Origin of the sequence: Haliea sp., assembly GCF_040221975.1 — a bacterium.
Lineage (GTDB): Bacteria > Pseudomonadota > Gammaproteobacteria > Pseudomonadales > Halieaceae > Haliea.
The window spans coordinates 86,002-101,396 of sequence record NZ_JAVJWR010000009.1 but is presented as its reverse complement, the minus strand read 5'-3'; the positions used below and the strand labels follow the sequence as shown (position 1 = coordinate 101,396).

Genomic DNA, 15,395 nt, shown 5'->3' with positions numbered 1-15,395 from the left:
TATCCCTGCCTACTAATGGAAGGAGGAAAACCCTCGCCCGTGCTGCAGCTCAATATGCACATTTGCATATTGCTTTTTGACTCAAATGGTGCCGAAAGCGGGACTTAACGCGGCCGGCCAGGTCCGCACGAGCCTGCGCGAGGCGGAGCGGCCGGATCCAGTTTGATGGTGCCGAAGGCGGGACTTGAACCCGCACGAGCGATGCTCACTACCCCCTCAAGATAGCGTGTCTACCAATTCCACCACTTCGGCAAAAAAACGAGGTTGGTCTACCTCAAAACTACAGTTCCGGCACGTCGGCGCCAATAGGCTCCGCTGCCGGGTCGGCATTATCCACGGTTGGCAGGTCGGAATCCAGTACCGGCACCACCCTTTCCTCCGCGGCTGGAATAACCAGGTCGAGATCGTCGACCACCTTGGTCTTCTGGGTCGCCAACATGGCCAGGCCGAAGCTGGTGACAAAGAACAGCACGACCAGCCAGGCCGTGGCCTTGGTCAGGGCGTTGGTGCTGCCGGCACTGCCGAACAGGGTCTGGGAAGCACCTGCGCCGAAGGAGGCGCCCACGTCCGCACCCTTGCCCTGCTGCAGCATGATGAGGCCGATGATGGCCAGTGCAATCAGCAGATGCACTATAAGAATAATCTGTTCCATAACACCTTTGCCCGCAAGGGCTTCCTGATCAATTTGCCCGCTTAGCGCCGCGCACCCGTGGCGTCGACGATTTGCCGGAATTCATTGGCATCCAGTGACGCCCCGCCAACCAGGGCGCCGTCGATATCCGGCTGCCCAAACAACTCCGCCGCGTTCGCAGCCTTGACACTGCCGCCATAGAGAACGCGCATGGTGCCCGGATCTGCTCCGGCAATGTCACCCAGCTGCGCGCGAATGAACGCGTGCATGTCCTGGGCCTCCTCTGGCGATGCCGTGAGGCCAGTGCCAATCGCCCATACCGGCTCGTAGGCAACCACCACCTGCTTCAACCCTGCCTGGCCCTGCAAAGCACCGCGCAGCTGGCGCGATACGATGTATTCGGCCTCGCCGGCTTCGCGCTCCTCCCGGGTCTCCCCCATGCACACTACTGGCTGCAAGCCCGCTTGCAGCGCAGCGGCAAGCTTGGCCGCCACCAGGTCGTCGGACTCACCGTGATACTGGCGCCGCTCGGAATGGCCGAGGATGACCCAGCGACAGCCGAGATCCAGCAACATCTCTGCGGAGACTTCCCCGGTGAACGCCCCCGCCGCCATGTGGCTACAATCCTGCGCGCCAACACTGACCGACGTGCCTTCACACAGCTGCAGCGCCTGCTGCAGATGCACGTAGGCGGGACACACCGCCACATCGGCAGGCATCTGCTCACCGGCCCTGGTGATCTCCTGGAGCAACTGCCTGACGCTGGCCCGGGTTCCGTGCATCTTCCAATTGCCCATCACTAGCGGTCGACGCATTAAGTGCTCCCGGCGGCAAAACGGGCCGCAATGTTACCCAAGTTGGTGACCTCTTACAAGGCAGCCCGCAAAGCTGCGGCGACGTCGGTCGCCAGGCCCTGGCACAGGCGCTCGACCTCGGCGGCATCCTCACCCTCCACCATCACCCGTACCAGCGGCTCGGTGCCGGAGGGTCGCAGCAGTACCCGGCCACGGCTGGAGAGAGCCTGCTCGGTCGCCTTGACGGCCGCCGCCACCGCGGGCAGCTCGTCGAGCAGGAAACGACCGTTGACCGGCACATTGATCATGGTCTGGGGGCACTTGCGCATGCCTGAGCGCAGTTCCGCCAGGCTGCGCCCGGATTCCTTGAGTGCTACCAGCACCTGCAGGCCCGCGACGATGCCGTCACCGGTGGTGGTGTGGTCGGCGCAAATGATATGGCCGGATGACTCACCGCCCAAGCGCCATTCACGGGCTTCCATCAACTCCTTGACATAGCGGTCGCCGACCCGGGCGCGGACAAACTCGAGGCCGAGGTCGCGCAGGGCCAGCTCCAGGCCCAGGTTGGACATCAGGGTTCCGACCACCCCGGACTCGGCCATGCCATTGATCGCGCGATGGGTCGCGATGATGTACAGCAGCTCGTCACCGTCCACCAGGGTGCCGTCGACGTCGATGAACAGGACCCGATCGCCGTCGCCATCGAAGGCAATGCCGAGGTCCGCGCCACTGTCCCGCACCAGAGCCGACAGCTGGGCCGTATCCGTGGAGCCGACACCTTCATTGATGTTGTAGCCGTCGGGCTTCACGCCCATGCTCACCACATCGGCGCCGAGCTCGGCGAAAACATTGGGGGCGATGTGGTAGGTAGCGCCGTGGGCGCAGTCGACAGCGATCTTCATCCCGCGCAGGGTGAAGCTGTCGGGCACGGTGGCCTTGCAGAATTCGATATAGCGACCCGCCGCGTCCGCCACCCGCACGACCTTGCCGATGTCCCGGGAGGGCACCACCGCCAGGTCGCAGTCCAGTTCGCGCTCGATCGCATGCTCGATGTCGTCGGCCAGTTTCGAGCCATGGGAGGAAAAGAACTTGATACCGTTGTCGTAGTAGGGATTGTGGGAGGCGCTGATGACAATCCCCGCGACCGCATTCTGGGTGCGGGTCATCAGGGCTACCGCGGGGGTCGGCATCGGACCGAGCAGCTTCACATCCACACCGGCGGCCACCAGGCCCGCCTCCAGGGCGGACTCGAACATGTAGCCGGAGACGCGGGTATCCTTGCCGATAATGACCGTGTTGTGACCGCCCTCGCGTGCCTCGCGCGCAAACACGCGACCGCAGGCCCAGCCCAGCTTGAGCATGAAATCCGGCGTGATGGGTGCGTCGCCTACCCTGCCGCGAATGCCGTCCGTGCCGAAGTACTGTCTGCTCACTGCCGCCCCCACTCTCTCATCGCCGCACACATGGCCAGCGCATCGACCGTCGCTGCCACATCGTGAGCTCGCACTATAGCGGCACCGCGCTCAACTGCAAGCACGGCCAGGGCCAGACTGGCCGCCAGGCGTTCCTGCGGCAGGCGTTCCTGCGGCAGGCGTTCCTGCGGCAGGCGTTCCTGGGGCAGGCGTTCCCGGGCATTACCGGCGAGCACCTTGCCAATCAGCGACTTGCGCGACAAACCCACCAGCAGCGGCAGCCCTTCCAGCGCCAGCTCCGGCAGGCGATCAAGCAACTGCAGGTTGTGGGCCACGGTCTTGCCGAAACCAAAGCCGGGATCCAGCAGCAGACGCTGCCGTTCGATTCCGGCAGCGACACAGGCTGCAATGCGCCCGCTCAGAAAATTGCGCACCTCGGCGACCACATCCTCATACAGTGGCGCCGTCTGCATGGTGTCGGGCCGCCCCTGCATGTGCATCAGGCACACTGGCAGACCGGTGGTAGCGGCGGCCTCCAGGGCCCCCTCGCGGGTCAATGCCCGCACATCATTGATCAGACCCGCACCCAGGGCGGCGGCTTCGCGCATGATGGCGGGGCTACTGGTATCCACGGAAATGACGACATCCAGTTCCGCCGCGACCCGCTCTATTAGCGGCAGGACCCGGTCCTGCTCTTCCTGGAGGGAGACTGCAGCCGCACCGGGCCGGGTGGACTCGCCACCGATGTCGACTATGGCAGCGCCTTCCTCGCAGAGTCGGCGGGCGTGAGTGAAGGCCTGCTCCAGGTCGAGGGCGCCGTTGCGATAGAGCGCACCGCCGTCGGAGAATGAATCGGGGGTTGTATTGACCACCCCCATGACCACGGGGCGGGAGAGATCAAGCAAACGCCCGGCACAATCAAGGGCCGGGCGCTGAAGGAGGCTCACAGGGGTGACGCGTCAGTGTTCGCCGGCAGGGCCGCCGATGGGACTGCCGGTCTCGCCCTCTTGACCTTCGCTGGGACGGACATCCGGCTTGCTGCCGCCGGCGGTACCGCCCCAGTCCGCAGGTTCGCGCGGCGTGCGCCCTTCCATGATATCCTTGATCTGGTCCGCATCAATGGTCTCGTACAGCATCAGCGCGTCGGCCATCGCGTGCAGCTTGTCGATGTTTTCCTCGAGTATCCCCTGAGCGGTGGCGTAGCACTCGTCGATGATGCTGCGCACTTCCTCGTCAATCGCCTTGGCGGTTTCTCCGGAGATGGACTTGTTCTGGTGACCCGCGGAGCGACCGAGGAACACCTCCTCCTCGGCCTCGTCGTACATCAGTGGCCCCAGCTTCTCCGACAGGCCCCACTTGGTGACCATCTTGCGCGCGATCTCGGTCGCCCGCTGGATGTCGTTGGAGGCACCGGTGGTGACGCCGTCCTTGCCCAGGGTCATCTCCTCGGCGATACGGCCACCGAACAGGCTGCAGATCTGGCTGATAATGTGGCGCCGGCTGTGGCTGTAACGGTCCTCTTCCGGCAGGAACATGGTCACACCAAGGGCGCGGCCGCGGGGAATGATACTGACCTTGTAGACCGGATCGTGCTCCGGCACCAGGCGCCCGACAATGGCGTGCCCCGCTTCGTGGTAGGCGGTGTTGCGCTTCTCCTTCTCCGACATGACCATGGATTTGCGCTCCGCGCCCATCATGATCTTGTCCTTGGCCATCTCGAACTGGGTCATGCCCACGGTACGCACTCCGGTCCGGGCCGCGAACAGGGCGGCTTCGTTCACCAGGTTGGCGAGGTCGGCACCGGAGAATCCGGGGGTGCCGCGGGCGATCTTGGAGGGCGCCACGTCTTCCCCCAGTGGTACTTTGCGCATGTGGACCTTGAGAATCTGTTCGCGGCCGCGGATATCGGGCAGGCCCACCACGACCTGACGGTCGAAGCGGCCGGGGCGCAGCAGCGCCGGGTCCAGCACGTCGGGACGGTTGGTAGCGGCGATCACAATCACGCCATCATTGACCTCGAAACCATCCATTTCCACCAGCAGCTGGTTCAGGGTCTGCTCGCGCTCGTCGTGCCCGCCGCCGAGGCCGGCACCACGATGACGGCCGACAGCATCGATCTCATCAATGAAGATAATGCAGGGAGCCTGTTTCTTGGCCTGGTCGAACATGTCCCGCACCCGCGACGCACCGACACCGACGAACATCTCGACGAAATCGGAACCGGAGATGGAGAAGAACGGCACCTTGGCTTCACCGGCAATGGCTTTGGCGAGCAGGGTTTTACCGGTACCGGGCTGGCCGACCATCAGCACGCCGCGGGGAATACGGCCACCCAGCTTCTGGAAACGACCGGGGTCACGCAGAAACTCGACCAGCTCCTGCACGTCTTCCTTGGCTTCATCAACTCCGGCCACGTCGGCAAAGGTTGTCGTGATCTGGTCTTCACCGAGCAGGCGTGCCTTGCTCTTGCCGAAACTCATGGGACCGCCGCGGCCGCCCGCGCCGCCCTGCATCTGGCGCATGAAGAACATGAACACGGCGATAATGATCAGGATCGGGAAACTGGCGACCAGCAGCTGGGTCCAGACGCTCTGGGTCTCGGGCTTGCGGCCGATAACCTCGACGTTGTGCTGCAGCAGGTCGTCGATCAGCTTGGGGTCCTCGACCATCGGGCGAATGGTTTCGAAGCGGCTGCCGTCAAAACGCTCGCCATTGATGGTGAGGCCGTCCACCACGACCTTCTTGATCTGCTCGCGCTGGATCTCCTGGATGAACTCGGAGTAGCCGACCTGCTCGGTCGGGCTCTGCATGTTGAAATTGTTGAATACCGACAGCAGGACCGCGGCAATCACCAGCCATAACAATAAATTTTTCGCCATATCATTCAACGCTGTTTCCTCACCAAAGAACCACCCCGCAGGATGGACGTGACAGCCTGTTTCTCCCTGATTATAGCCGGTTATACGGACGCGCCCGGAAAGAGGCTCAGTGTAACGGCAGACAAAGACTTTCAATGTACACTAGATGGGTCCACGACTCCACGTTTCAACCCTCGCCGATGCCACCCCGGAAGTCCCGGCCCACAAGATAGACCTCGCGGGATCGGGGCCGGGACGCCCTGGGCTTGCGGGTCAGGACCTTGCCGAACAATGACTTCGCGTCACGAAAGATGTCGTCGAAACCCTCACCCTGGAACACCTTGGCCACAAAAGACCCGCCCGGGGCAAGCACCTGTCGCGCCATGTCCAGAGCCAGCTCAACCAGATACATAGACCGCGGCTGGTCGACAGCGTTCACTCCGCTCATGTTGGGCGCCATGTCGGAGATCACCACATCCACCGGTGCACCGCCCAGTGCCGCGAGCACCTGTGCGAACACTGCCTCCTCGGTAAAATCACCGGGCACGAATTCAACCCCGGCGATACTGTCCATGGGCAGGATGTCCGAGGCCACCACGCGGCCGTGGTGGCCCACCAGTTGCACTGCCACCTGGGACCAGCCGCCGGGCGCACTGCCCAGGTCCAGCACCGTCATGCCGGGCTTTATCAAGCGGTCTTTTTCCTGTATTTCCAACAACTTGTAGCAGGCACGGGAGCGATAGCCCTCGCGCTGGGCACGCTGCACGTAGGGGTCGTTGCGGTGCTCCTTGAGCCACGCCTTGCTGGAGGATGTCTTCCTGGCCATGAATGCCCTTGTTGCGCCGATTGCCGCCGATTGCCGCCGATTGCCGCCGATGGTAAATGCTGGAACTAGGCGCCAGGCCACTGCTTGTGTAGACTGTCCGCCCCCCAAAACTCGCCATTGTAGCGCGGAAACCCCATGAGCAAGAAAGCCAGTCTGGACCAAAAACAATTGCGCGCCATCGGCCACAAGCTGAAGCCTGTGGTCACGGTGGCGGGCAATGGCCTCAGCGACAACGTGCTGCAGGAAGTCCAGCGGGCGCTGGACGACCACGAACTGATCAAGGTGAAGATCGCGGTCGGCGACCGGGACGCCCGCAGCGCACTCGTGGAAGCCCTCTGCGCCGAGACTGGCGCCACTCTGGTGCAGAGCGTTGGCAATGTCGTGCTGCTGCTGAAGCGGGTCAAAAAGCCGGATCCGCGCCTGTCCAACCTGATCCGGGTGCTGTAGGCAGCGATGGGAGACGTTCTCGATTTCCCTTCCCAGCGCGCCCAGGGCCTGGCGTGGCTGGACCGGGAGCTGCGCAAACTGCTGGCTTCGCGCGGCGCCGACCAGGCGCTGATAGACTTTGCCGCCACGCAACTCACGGAGATCTATTGCGAAGTTGGCGACGCCGAGCAGCAGACCATCAGTATCACACTGCCACCAGGTCTTGGTGATGCACAGCGCGACCAACTCTACGACCAGATCAGCGAAGGCCTGGCCAGCATGCGCCAGCAGAACCACTCCCTGCTCGTCCGCCTGATGGCGCGTCTGGTGCTGACCGAATTGAAACTGTTTCAGCACCAGCGCTAACCATGAGCGGATTGGGGCGTGGGATCAGATGTGCTGGACCTTGCCGATCTCGTATTCGATATCCCCGGCTGGCGCCCTGACTACAACGATATCGCCCTCTTCCTTGCCAATCAGGGCGCGGGCAATGGGGGAACCCACTGAAATCAGGTTGTTTTTGACGTCGGCTTCGTCCTCGCCCACGATGCGGTAGGTCACCGTCGCGTCGGTATCGACATTGATCAGCTCGACCGTGGTACCGAAAATGACCTTGCCGGTATAGGGAATGGTGGTGACATCGATAACCTGGGCGTTGCCGAGCTTGCTCTCGATATCCTGAATCCGGCCCTCGGCGAAGCTCTGCTGCTCGCGGGCTGCATGGTACTCGGCATTCTCCTTGAGGTCGCCGTGCTCGCGGGCCTCGGCGATCGCCTGGGTGATGCGTGGACGCTCGACCCGCTTGAGCCGGTCAAGCTCTTCCCGCAGCCGGCGCTCGCCACTGACGGTCATGGGTACCTTGCTCATACACCGATACTCCTGTGCAGGTCCTGCAGCCTGCGCACTGTCTTGTCCGTTTCCATCTTCAATGCCATGCACATGGCCTCGGCCGCCGCCAGGGTCGTAGTGTAGAACACCCGGTGCTGCTCCGCACTGGCACGAATGGGCGCCGAATCCGTGGTAGCGCGGCGGCCTTCGGTGGTGTTGATAATCAGGTCCGCCTCGTCGTTCTTGATCATGTCGACGATATGCGGGCGCCCTTCCAGTACCTTGTTGACCCGGCGCACTTCCAGCCCCGCCGCTTCCAGCGCATTGGCGGTGCCACTGGTCGCCGCCAGCTTGAAGCCCAGGGACACCAGCTGGCGGGCCACCTGGACCGCGCCGGGCTTGTCGACGTCGCGCACGCTGATCAACGCGGTGCCACTGCGGGGCGGTGGTTCACCGGCACCGAGCTGGGCCTTGGAGAACGCGCCGGCGAAGGTGTCGCCAGTACCCATGACCTCGCCCGTGGAGCGCATCTCCGGCCCCAGGATCGGGTCCACCCCCGGGAACTTGTTGAAGGGCATTACTGCTTCCTTCACCGAGTAATAGGGCGGAATGATCTCTTTGGTGAAGCCCTGGGAGGCCAGGCTCTGGCCCGCCATGCAGCGCGCCGCGATCTTGGCCAGGGACACGCCGATGCACTTGGAGACAAAGGGCACCGTACGCGATGCCCGGGGATTCACCTCGATCACATAGATCTCGCCGTCCTGCCAGGCCAGCTGCACATTCATCAGGCCCTTGACCCCCAGCTCCAGCGCCATCTGCCGGACCTGCTCGCGCATGGCGTCCTGGACCTCCGGTGCCAGGTTGTAGGGAGGCAGGGAGCAGGCCGAGTCACCGGAGTGCACCCCCGCCTGTTCGATATGCTGCATGATGGCGCCGATCACTACCTGTTCGCCGTCGCTGACCGCGTCGATATCCACTTCGATCGCGGCACTGAGGAAGGAGTCCAGCAGCACCGGCGCGTCGTTGGACACCTGTACAGCATCGCGCATGTAGCGCAGCAGGTCTTCCTCGCGGAACACGATCTCCATGGCGCGACCGCCCAACACATAGGAGGGCCGCACGACCAGCGGATAGCCGATCCGGTTGGCGCCTTCCAGCGCCTCGTCGACGCTGCGTACGGTGGTATTGGCGGGCTGCTTGAGGCCCAGCTTCTGGATCATTTTCTGGAACCGCTCGCGGTCCTCGGCGCGGTCGATGGCATCCGGCGAGGTGCCGATAATGGGTACCCCCTGGGCCTCGAGGTCGCGGGCCAGCTTCAGCGGGGTCTGGCCGCCGAACTGCACGATCACCCCGACCGGCTTCTCCAGGTCGATGATCTCCAGCACATCCTCCAGGGTCACCGGCTCGAAGTAGAGGCGGTCGGAGGTGTCGTAGTCGGTGGAGACGGTTTCCGGGTTGCAGTTGACCATGATGGCCTCGTAGCCATCCTCGCGCATGGCCAGGGCCGCGTGCACGCAGCAGTAGTCGAACTCGATTCCCTGGCCGATGCGATTGGGGCCGCCGCCGAGTACCAGGATCTTGTTGCGGCTGGAGGGGTTGGCCTCGCACTCCTCCTCGTAGGTGGAATACATGTAGGCAGTGGCGGTGGCGAATTCCGCGGCGCAGGTATCCACCCGCTTGTACACCGGGCGCACACCCAGCTCCTGGCGGTGCCTGCGGACCGAGCGCTCGCTCACGCCCAGCAGTACCGCCAGCCGCGCATCGGCGAAACCCTTGCGCTTGAGGCGGAAGATGGCGTCCCGGTCCAGTTCGTTGAGGGACACTGTCTTCAGGCTGTTTTCGGTGCGCACCAGGTCCTCGATCTGCACCAGGAACCAGGGATCCACCCCGGAGAACTGGTAGACCTCGTCCACCGTCATCCCGGCCCGGAAAGCATCGCCGATGTACCAGATGCGATCCGCACCCGGGATCGTCAGCTCGCCAACGAGGATTTCGCGGGCGTCCTCGGCGTCCAGGTCCACCTTGTGCTCGAAGCCGGCAGAGCCCACCTCCAGCCCGCGCAGGGCCTTCTGCAGGGACTCCTGGAAGGTACGCCCGATCGCCATCACCTCGCCCACGGATTTCATCTGCGTGGTCAGGCGGGGATCGGCGGCCATGAACTTCTCGAAGGCGAAACGCGGAATCTTGGTGACCACGTAGTCGATCGCAGGCTCAAAGGAGGCCGGGGTGGCGCCGCCGGTAATATCGTTCTGCAACTCGTCCAGGGTGTAGCCGATGGCCAGCTTGGCGGCGATCTTGGCAATGGGGAAACCGGTGGCCTTGGAGGCCAGCGCCGAGGAGCGGGATACCCGCGGGTTCATCTCGATGATGACCATGCGCCCGGTTTTCGGGTCCATGCCGAACTGGACGTTGGAGCCACCGGTCTCGACGCCAATCTCGCGCAGCACCGCCAGCGAGGCGTTGCGCATGATCTGGTATTCCTTGTCGGTCAGGGTCTGGGCCGGGGCCACAGTGATGGAATCGCCGGTGTGCACCCCCATGGCGTCGAAGTTCTCGATCGCGCAGACGATAATGCAGTTGTCGTTCTTGTCCCGCACCACTTCCATCTCGAACTCTTTCCAGCCGATCAGGGACTCGTCGATCAGCAGTTCGTTGGTGGGGGACAGGTCCAGGCCGCGGGTACAGATCTGCTCGAATTCGTCGCGGTTGTAGGCGATGCCGCCGCCGGAACCACCCATGGTGAAGGAGGGACGGATGATGCAGGGAAAACCGATCTGGTCCAGGACCTGGAAGGCTTCCTCCATGCTGTGGGCCAGTGCCGCGCGCGGTGTTTCCAGGCCAATTCGTTTCATCGCCTGGTCGAACAGCTGGCGGTCTTCCGCCATGTCGATGGCTGCCTTGGTGGCGCCGATCATCTCGACGCCGTACTTCTCCAGCACTCCTTCCCGGTCCAGGTCCAGGGCACAGTTGAGCGCGGTCTGGCCTCCCATGGTAGGCAACAGGGCGTCCGGGCGTTCCTGTTCGATAATGCGGGCGACCGTCGACCAGGTAATGGGCTCGATGTAGGTGGCATCCGCCATGGCCGGGTCGGTCATGATGGTGGCGGGATTGGAGTTCACCAGGATTACCCGGTAACCCTCTTCCCGCAGCGCCTTGCAGGCCTGGGCACCGGAGTAGTCGAACTCGCAGGCCTGGCCGATGACGATGGGGCCGGCGCCGAGGATCAGGATACTTTGGATATCGGTTCTTTTAGGCATGGCGAATCAGCGGTTTCCTGCTCTTGCGACAATGAGCTCAATGAAGTGGTCAAACAGCGGGGCGGCGTCGTGCGGGCCCGGGCTCGCTTCCGGGTGACCCTGGAAGCCGAAGGCCGCCTTGTCAGTGCGGTGGATACCCTGCAGGGTGCCGTCGAACAGGGATTTGTGGGTGACTCGCAGATTGTCCGGCAACCCGGCCTCATCGACCGCAAAACCGTGGTTCTGGCTGGTTATCAGCACCGTGCCGTCGTCCAGGTTCTTGACCGGGTGGTTGGCGCCGTGGTGGCCGAGGCTCATCTTCACGGTACGGGCGCCGCTGGCCAGGGCCAGCAACTGGTGGCCGAGACAGATGCCGAACACCGGGATGTCGGTCTCCAGGATCTCGCGGATGGCACGAATGGCGTAGTCGCAGGGCTCCGGGTCGCCCGGGCCGTTGGCCAGGAACACCCCGTCCGGGGCCAGCGCCAGCACCTCGGCGGCCGGGGTTTGCGCCGGCACCACGGTAAGGCGGCAGCCGCGATCCACCAGCATGCGCAGGATATTGCGCTTGGTGCCGTAATCATAGGCCACCACGTGCCAGGGCAGCTCTGCCTCGGGGCGTTCGCTGTGGCCGATGCCGTGCTGCCAGCTGCCCTCGCGCCAGGCGTAGGGTTCGGCGACCGACACCACCCGGGCCAGGTCCATCCCCTTGAGACCGGCAAAGCCGCGAGCCTGGGCCACGGCCGCCGCCTCGTCGAGATCGGGACCGGCCATGATGCAGCCGTTCTGGGCGCCCTTGTCGCGCAGGATACGGGTCAGGCGGCGGGTGTCGATGTCGGCAATGCCGACGATGTTGCGCCGCCGCAAATAGCTCTGCAGGTCTTCCTGGTTGCGGTAGTTGCTGGCCAGCAGTGGCAGGTCGCGGATCACCAGCCCCGCGGCCCAGATGTCCGCCGACTCCTCGTCCTCGGCATTGGTGCCGGTATTGCCGATGTGGGGGTAGGTCAGGGTGATGATCTGCCGGGCATAGGAGGGATCGGTGAGGATCTCCTGGTAGCCGGTCATCGCGGTATTGAATACCACTTCGCCGACCGAGGCGCCTTCAGCACCTATCGCCACACCTCTGAAAACGGAGCCATCCTCAAGGGCTAACAGGGCTGGACTGGACAAGAACACCTCCAAGATTCAGCGGCAAACCTTTGCTGCGGGCGCCCGAAAAAAAGCGAGATGGGCAGGCCGCATCTCGCTTTTTCTCATAGAATCAGCTCTGGTTATTCACAGGTGCAAACGACGCCCGGGGCGCAATCCGGGTGTCAGAAATCTGGCGGGAGATTGTAGGGGATACCCCCGCCAGTGTCCAGCGCCAGCCGGGACTCTTCGTTCCGCTGGTGGCCTTTCGGACTGCGCGTCCCGGCCCTGCGTCACTCCGGGATCGTGTCGAAGTCGCTCTGTTCGAGTGGCGGCCTCACGGCCGTGCGTCGCTCATGCCCCCTTCGTTCTGCCGGCGGCCTTGCGGCCACTGCGTCGCTCCGCCACGGGTATGCTCCTTTTGCTCCACTACGGGCGCATGCGGCGCGCGTTCCCTCATTGTTCTTGCGCTGCCGTCTGGCCGCGTACCTTGTCAGCCGGGCTGGTACCCGGCATGGCTGAGATAGATTTGGTGTTGATCTGTTCCCACTTTCAGGGCTGCAGGTTGGTAGCCTCTAAGCGGGGGACGGTGGGCGCACCGACGCCCTCCGGTCCGCAAAACGACATCCCCGCACCGGATCAACGCAGGTACAAGACTGGGGGCCACGGTACCCTGTCAAAGGAAGGGGTGGACAGTGTTGGCGGGATTCAAGCGCAATGCCATCCCTGATCCTCACCGAGACGAAGTCGATGGTGCCCAGTCAAGGTGCCCCGCGTTGATTCGGGGGGCGGGGGCTTCGAGACGGACTTGCAGGGCGTCGGTGCGCCCGCCCAATCGTCTTAGTGGCTGCCAGCCCCCAGCCCTGAAAGTAGGAACAGGTCAGCTCAACCGCCACCGACGCCATGGCAAGTGCCAGCCCCGCTCACACCGTGCGCGGCCAGACGGCAGCGCAAAAGCACTGAGGGAACGCGCGCCGCATGCGCCCGGAATGGAGTATCGGAGTCCGCGCCTCCCGGAGCGACGCAGCGGCCGTAGGCCGCCCCGCGAACGGAGGGAGCAAAGTCCGCCAGGCCGCCGGGGGAACGAAGTGAACGGAGCCAGGCAGTGGCCGAAGGGCGCTGATCGCGCCGAACCGAAAAAACGGTTGCGTCGCGCAGGCGGTTTCCTATGATGTGGGGCTACTCCAATAACAGGGAACTCTGCACCCCATGGCCTACAGCACTGGCAAGTCCGCCGTTATCACCGGCGCCGGTTCCGGCATCGGCCGCGCCCTGGCGCAGCAGTTGAACCGGGAGGGCTGTGCCCTCTTTCTCAGCGACGTCGATGTCGCCGGCCTGGCGGATACGGTGGCCAGCCTGGAACGCAAGGATGTGGCGGTGACACAGCAGCAGGTGGACGTAGCCGACAAGGCCGCCATGGACGGCTGGTCCGCCGTCATCGCCGAGCAGCAAGCGGCGGTGGACATCGTCGTCAACAATGCCGGGGTGGCCTACAGTGCCCGCGTGGACGAGTGCAACTATGACGATGTGCAATGGCTGATGGGGATCAATTTCTGGGGCGTGGTGCACGGTACCATGGGGTTCCTGCCACTGCTGAAGGCCGCGCCACAGGGGCACCTGGTGAATATCTCCTCCATATTTGGCATGATCGGGGTACCCACGCAGTCCGCCTACAACGCCGCCAAGTTCGCGGTGCGCGGTTATACCGAAGCCCTGCGCATGGAAATGGAAGGCAGCAACGTGCACATCTGCTGCGTGCACCCCGGCGGCGTGGGCACCAATATTGCCCGCCGCAGCCGCGGCGGCCCGGCGGATGTCACTGCCGATGAAAAGGCTGCCCTGTTCGACCAGCACGTGCGCACCACCGCGGAATCCGCCGCCAACCAGATCATTGCCGCGGTGGCAAAGCGCAAGCCGCGCCTGATTCTCGGCCCGGACGCGAAGTTCATCAACCTGCTGACGCGCCTGTTCCCGGTGAGCTATCCGCGCTTCCTGCCCGGCCTCGGCAATGTGGGCCGGGACGAGCCCGCATGAAACCGGGCCACCGCCGCCACACGCCGTCATGAGCAACCACAAACTGGCAACGGGACAGCTGACGGTACTGATCATGGCCCTGATGGCCACCGGGATCGGCCAGTCGCTGGTGTTCGCGATCCTCGCCCCGCTGGGGCGGGAAGTGGCCCTGAGCGAGTTGCAGATCACCTCGATCATCGCCGTGTCGGCGCTGGTGTTTGCCCTGGCGTCGCCGCACTGGGGCCGGCTCAGCGACCGGGTCGGGCGCAAGCCCATCATCATCACCGGCCTGCTGGGCTACACCGCCGGCACCCTGGTTTTCACCAGCGTATTCTACGCCGGCCTGGCGGGATTGCTGGGCGGCACCCTGCTCTATGGGGTTGCGCTGCTGGCGCGCTGCGGCCAGGCAGTCATCATGTCGGCTACCAGCCCGGCCACCACCGCCTATGCGGCCGATAACAGCAGCACCGACCACCGTACCCGGACCATGGCCAAGCTGGGCACTGCCAACAGCATGGGCACCATTCTCGGACCAGCGGTGAGCGGCGCGCTGGCGACCTTTGGCCTGCTTGCGCCCCTGTACTTTGCCGCGGCACTGGCGGCCTCCGCGGCGCTCCTGGTCTGGCGCCAACTGCCGCCCACACCACAACGGGACCTGGTACCCCGCCACCTGCGGGTACGGCTGCGCTTTGCCGATCCCCGGTTCCGGCACCTGCTGGCAACGGCGGTGGGCTTGTTCGTGGGGTTCTCGGGTATTCAGCAGACACTGGGCTTTACCGTACAGGACAAGCTGGACCTGAACGGCATCCAGACCGCGCAGATGACCGGCGCGGCCCTGATGATCTCCGCAGCCTTCACTTTCCTGGTGCAGATCACGGTCATGCAACGGGTCAGGCTGGATCCGGGGCAATTCATTCGCCTGGGGCTGCTGGCCATGCTGTTCGGGGCAGCCATTCTCGCCAGCGCGGACCGCTTCCCGCTGCTTGCGGTGGGCATGGCCTTCATCGGCACCGGGCTGGGGCTGACCATCCCTTCCATCGCTGCCGGTGCCTCGCTGGCGGTGGCACCCGAGGAACAGGGTTCCGTGGCCGGCCTGGTCGCCGCCTGCCCCGCCATCGGGTTTATCGTCGGGCCGATCTGTGCCGGCGCCCTGTACCAGATGCACCCGGCGCTGGCGCCGATGTTCAGCGCCGCTGTGTTCTTTGTGGTGCTGGTGTTGCTGGTGCTGCGGGAGCGACGCTGA

13 protein-coding genes and 1 tRNA gene are annotated in these 15,395 nt (G+C 64.3%); 4 read left to right on the top strand and 10 right to left on the bottom strand.

The genetic code is table 11. From position 1 onward, the window contains the following. Positions 1 to 166 precede the first annotated feature (166 nt). The 7 genes from RLO07_RS02795 to rlmE form a co-directional block, all read right to left on the bottom strand. A tRNA-Leu gene (locus tag RLO07_RS02795) sits at positions 167 to 252 on the bottom strand. A gap of 28 nt (positions 253 to 280) precedes the next feature. Further along, positions 281 to 652 carry a preprotein translocase subunit SecG gene (gene secG / locus RLO07_RS02790; protein ID WP_462290616.1) on the bottom strand — a complete coding sequence of 124 codons (372 nt, stop codon included), beginning with the start codon at positions 650 to 652 and terminating at the stop codon, positions 281 to 283. A gap of 41 nt (positions 653 to 693) precedes the next feature. Further along, positions 694 to 1,446, bottom strand: coding sequence for a triose-phosphate isomerase (tpiA, locus tag RLO07_RS02785; protein WP_462290615.1), 753 nt, complete (start codon positions 1,444 to 1,446; stop codon positions 694 to 696). Between the two features lie 53 nt (positions 1,447 to 1,499). Beyond that, positions 1,500 to 2,858, bottom strand: a complete 1,359-nt coding sequence (glmM, locus tag RLO07_RS02780; protein ID WP_462290614.1) for a phosphoglucosamine mutase — start codon at positions 2,856 to 2,858, stop codon at positions 1,500 to 1,502. Continuing rightward, a complete protein-coding gene (gene folP / locus RLO07_RS02775) occupies positions 2,855 to 3,784 on the bottom strand; it encodes a dihydropteroate synthase (protein ID WP_462290613.1) in 930 nt (309 codons plus the stop codon). Before folP ends, glmM begins: the two co-directional genes overlap by 4 nt. A 12-nt stretch (positions 3,785 to 3,796) precedes the next feature. Continuing rightward, positions 3,797 to 5,716 (bottom strand): ATP-dependent zinc metalloprotease FtsH, encoded by a 1,920-nt coding sequence (gene ftsH / locus RLO07_RS02770; RefSeq protein ID WP_462290612.1) that lies wholly within the window; start codon positions 5,714 to 5,716, stop codon positions 3,797 to 3,799. A 166-nt stretch (positions 5,717 to 5,882) separates the two neighbouring features. Further along, complete coding sequence (gene rlmE, locus RLO07_RS02765) at positions 5,883 to 6,521, bottom strand: 23S rRNA (uridine(2552)-2'-O)-methyltransferase RlmE (RefSeq protein ID WP_462290611.1); 639 nt, start codon at positions 6,519 to 6,521, stop codon at positions 5,883 to 5,885. A gap of 135 nt (positions 6,522 to 6,656) precedes the next feature. Between rlmE and yhbY the strand changes: the two genes are divergently transcribed. Then, positions 6,657 to 6,968 carry a ribosome assembly RNA-binding protein YhbY gene (gene yhbY / locus RLO07_RS02760; RefSeq protein WP_462290610.1) on the top strand — a complete coding sequence of 104 codons (312 nt, stop codon included), beginning with the start codon at positions 6,657 to 6,659 and terminating at the stop codon, positions 6,966 to 6,968. A 6-nt stretch (positions 6,969 to 6,974) separates the two neighbouring features. Beyond that, positions 6,975 to 7,313 (top strand): hypothetical protein, encoded by a 339-nt coding sequence (locus RLO07_RS02755; protein WP_462290609.1) that lies wholly within the window; start codon positions 6,975 to 6,977, stop codon positions 7,311 to 7,313. Between the two features lie 24 nt (positions 7,314 to 7,337). Here the strand turns inward: RLO07_RS02755 and greA are convergent, their stop codons facing one another. Genes greA through carA form a run of 3 tightly spaced genes read right to left on the bottom strand, consistent with a single transcriptional unit; the run spans position 7,338 to position 12,181 of the window. Continuing rightward, positions 7,338 to 7,814, bottom strand: coding sequence for a transcription elongation factor GreA (gene greA, locus RLO07_RS02750; protein ID WP_462290608.1), 477 nt, complete (start codon positions 7,812 to 7,814; stop codon positions 7,338 to 7,340). Beyond that, complete coding sequence (carB, locus tag RLO07_RS02745) at positions 7,811 to 11,032, bottom strand: carbamoyl-phosphate synthase large subunit (protein ID WP_462290607.1); 3,222 nt, start codon at positions 11,030 to 11,032, stop codon at positions 7,811 to 7,813. Before carB ends, greA begins: the two co-directional genes overlap by 4 nt. A gap of 6 nt (positions 11,033 to 11,038) precedes the next feature. Continuing rightward, positions 11,039 to 12,181, bottom strand: coding sequence for a glutamine-hydrolyzing carbamoyl-phosphate synthase small subunit (gene carA / locus RLO07_RS02740; RefSeq protein WP_462290606.1), 1,143 nt, complete (start codon positions 12,179 to 12,181; stop codon positions 11,039 to 11,041). Between the two features lie 1,167 nt (positions 12,182 to 13,348). Here carA and RLO07_RS02735 point away from each other — a divergent pair. Next, complete coding sequence (locus RLO07_RS02735; RefSeq protein WP_462290605.1) at positions 13,349 to 14,173, top strand: SDR family NAD(P)-dependent oxidoreductase; 825 nt, start codon at positions 13,349 to 13,351, stop codon at positions 14,171 to 14,173. A gap of 28 nt (positions 14,174 to 14,201) precedes the next feature. Then, on the top strand, positions 14,202 to 15,395 hold the full coding sequence (locus tag RLO07_RS02730) for an MFS transporter (protein WP_462290604.1): 1,194 nt from the start codon (positions 14,202 to 14,204) through the stop codon (positions 15,393 to 15,395).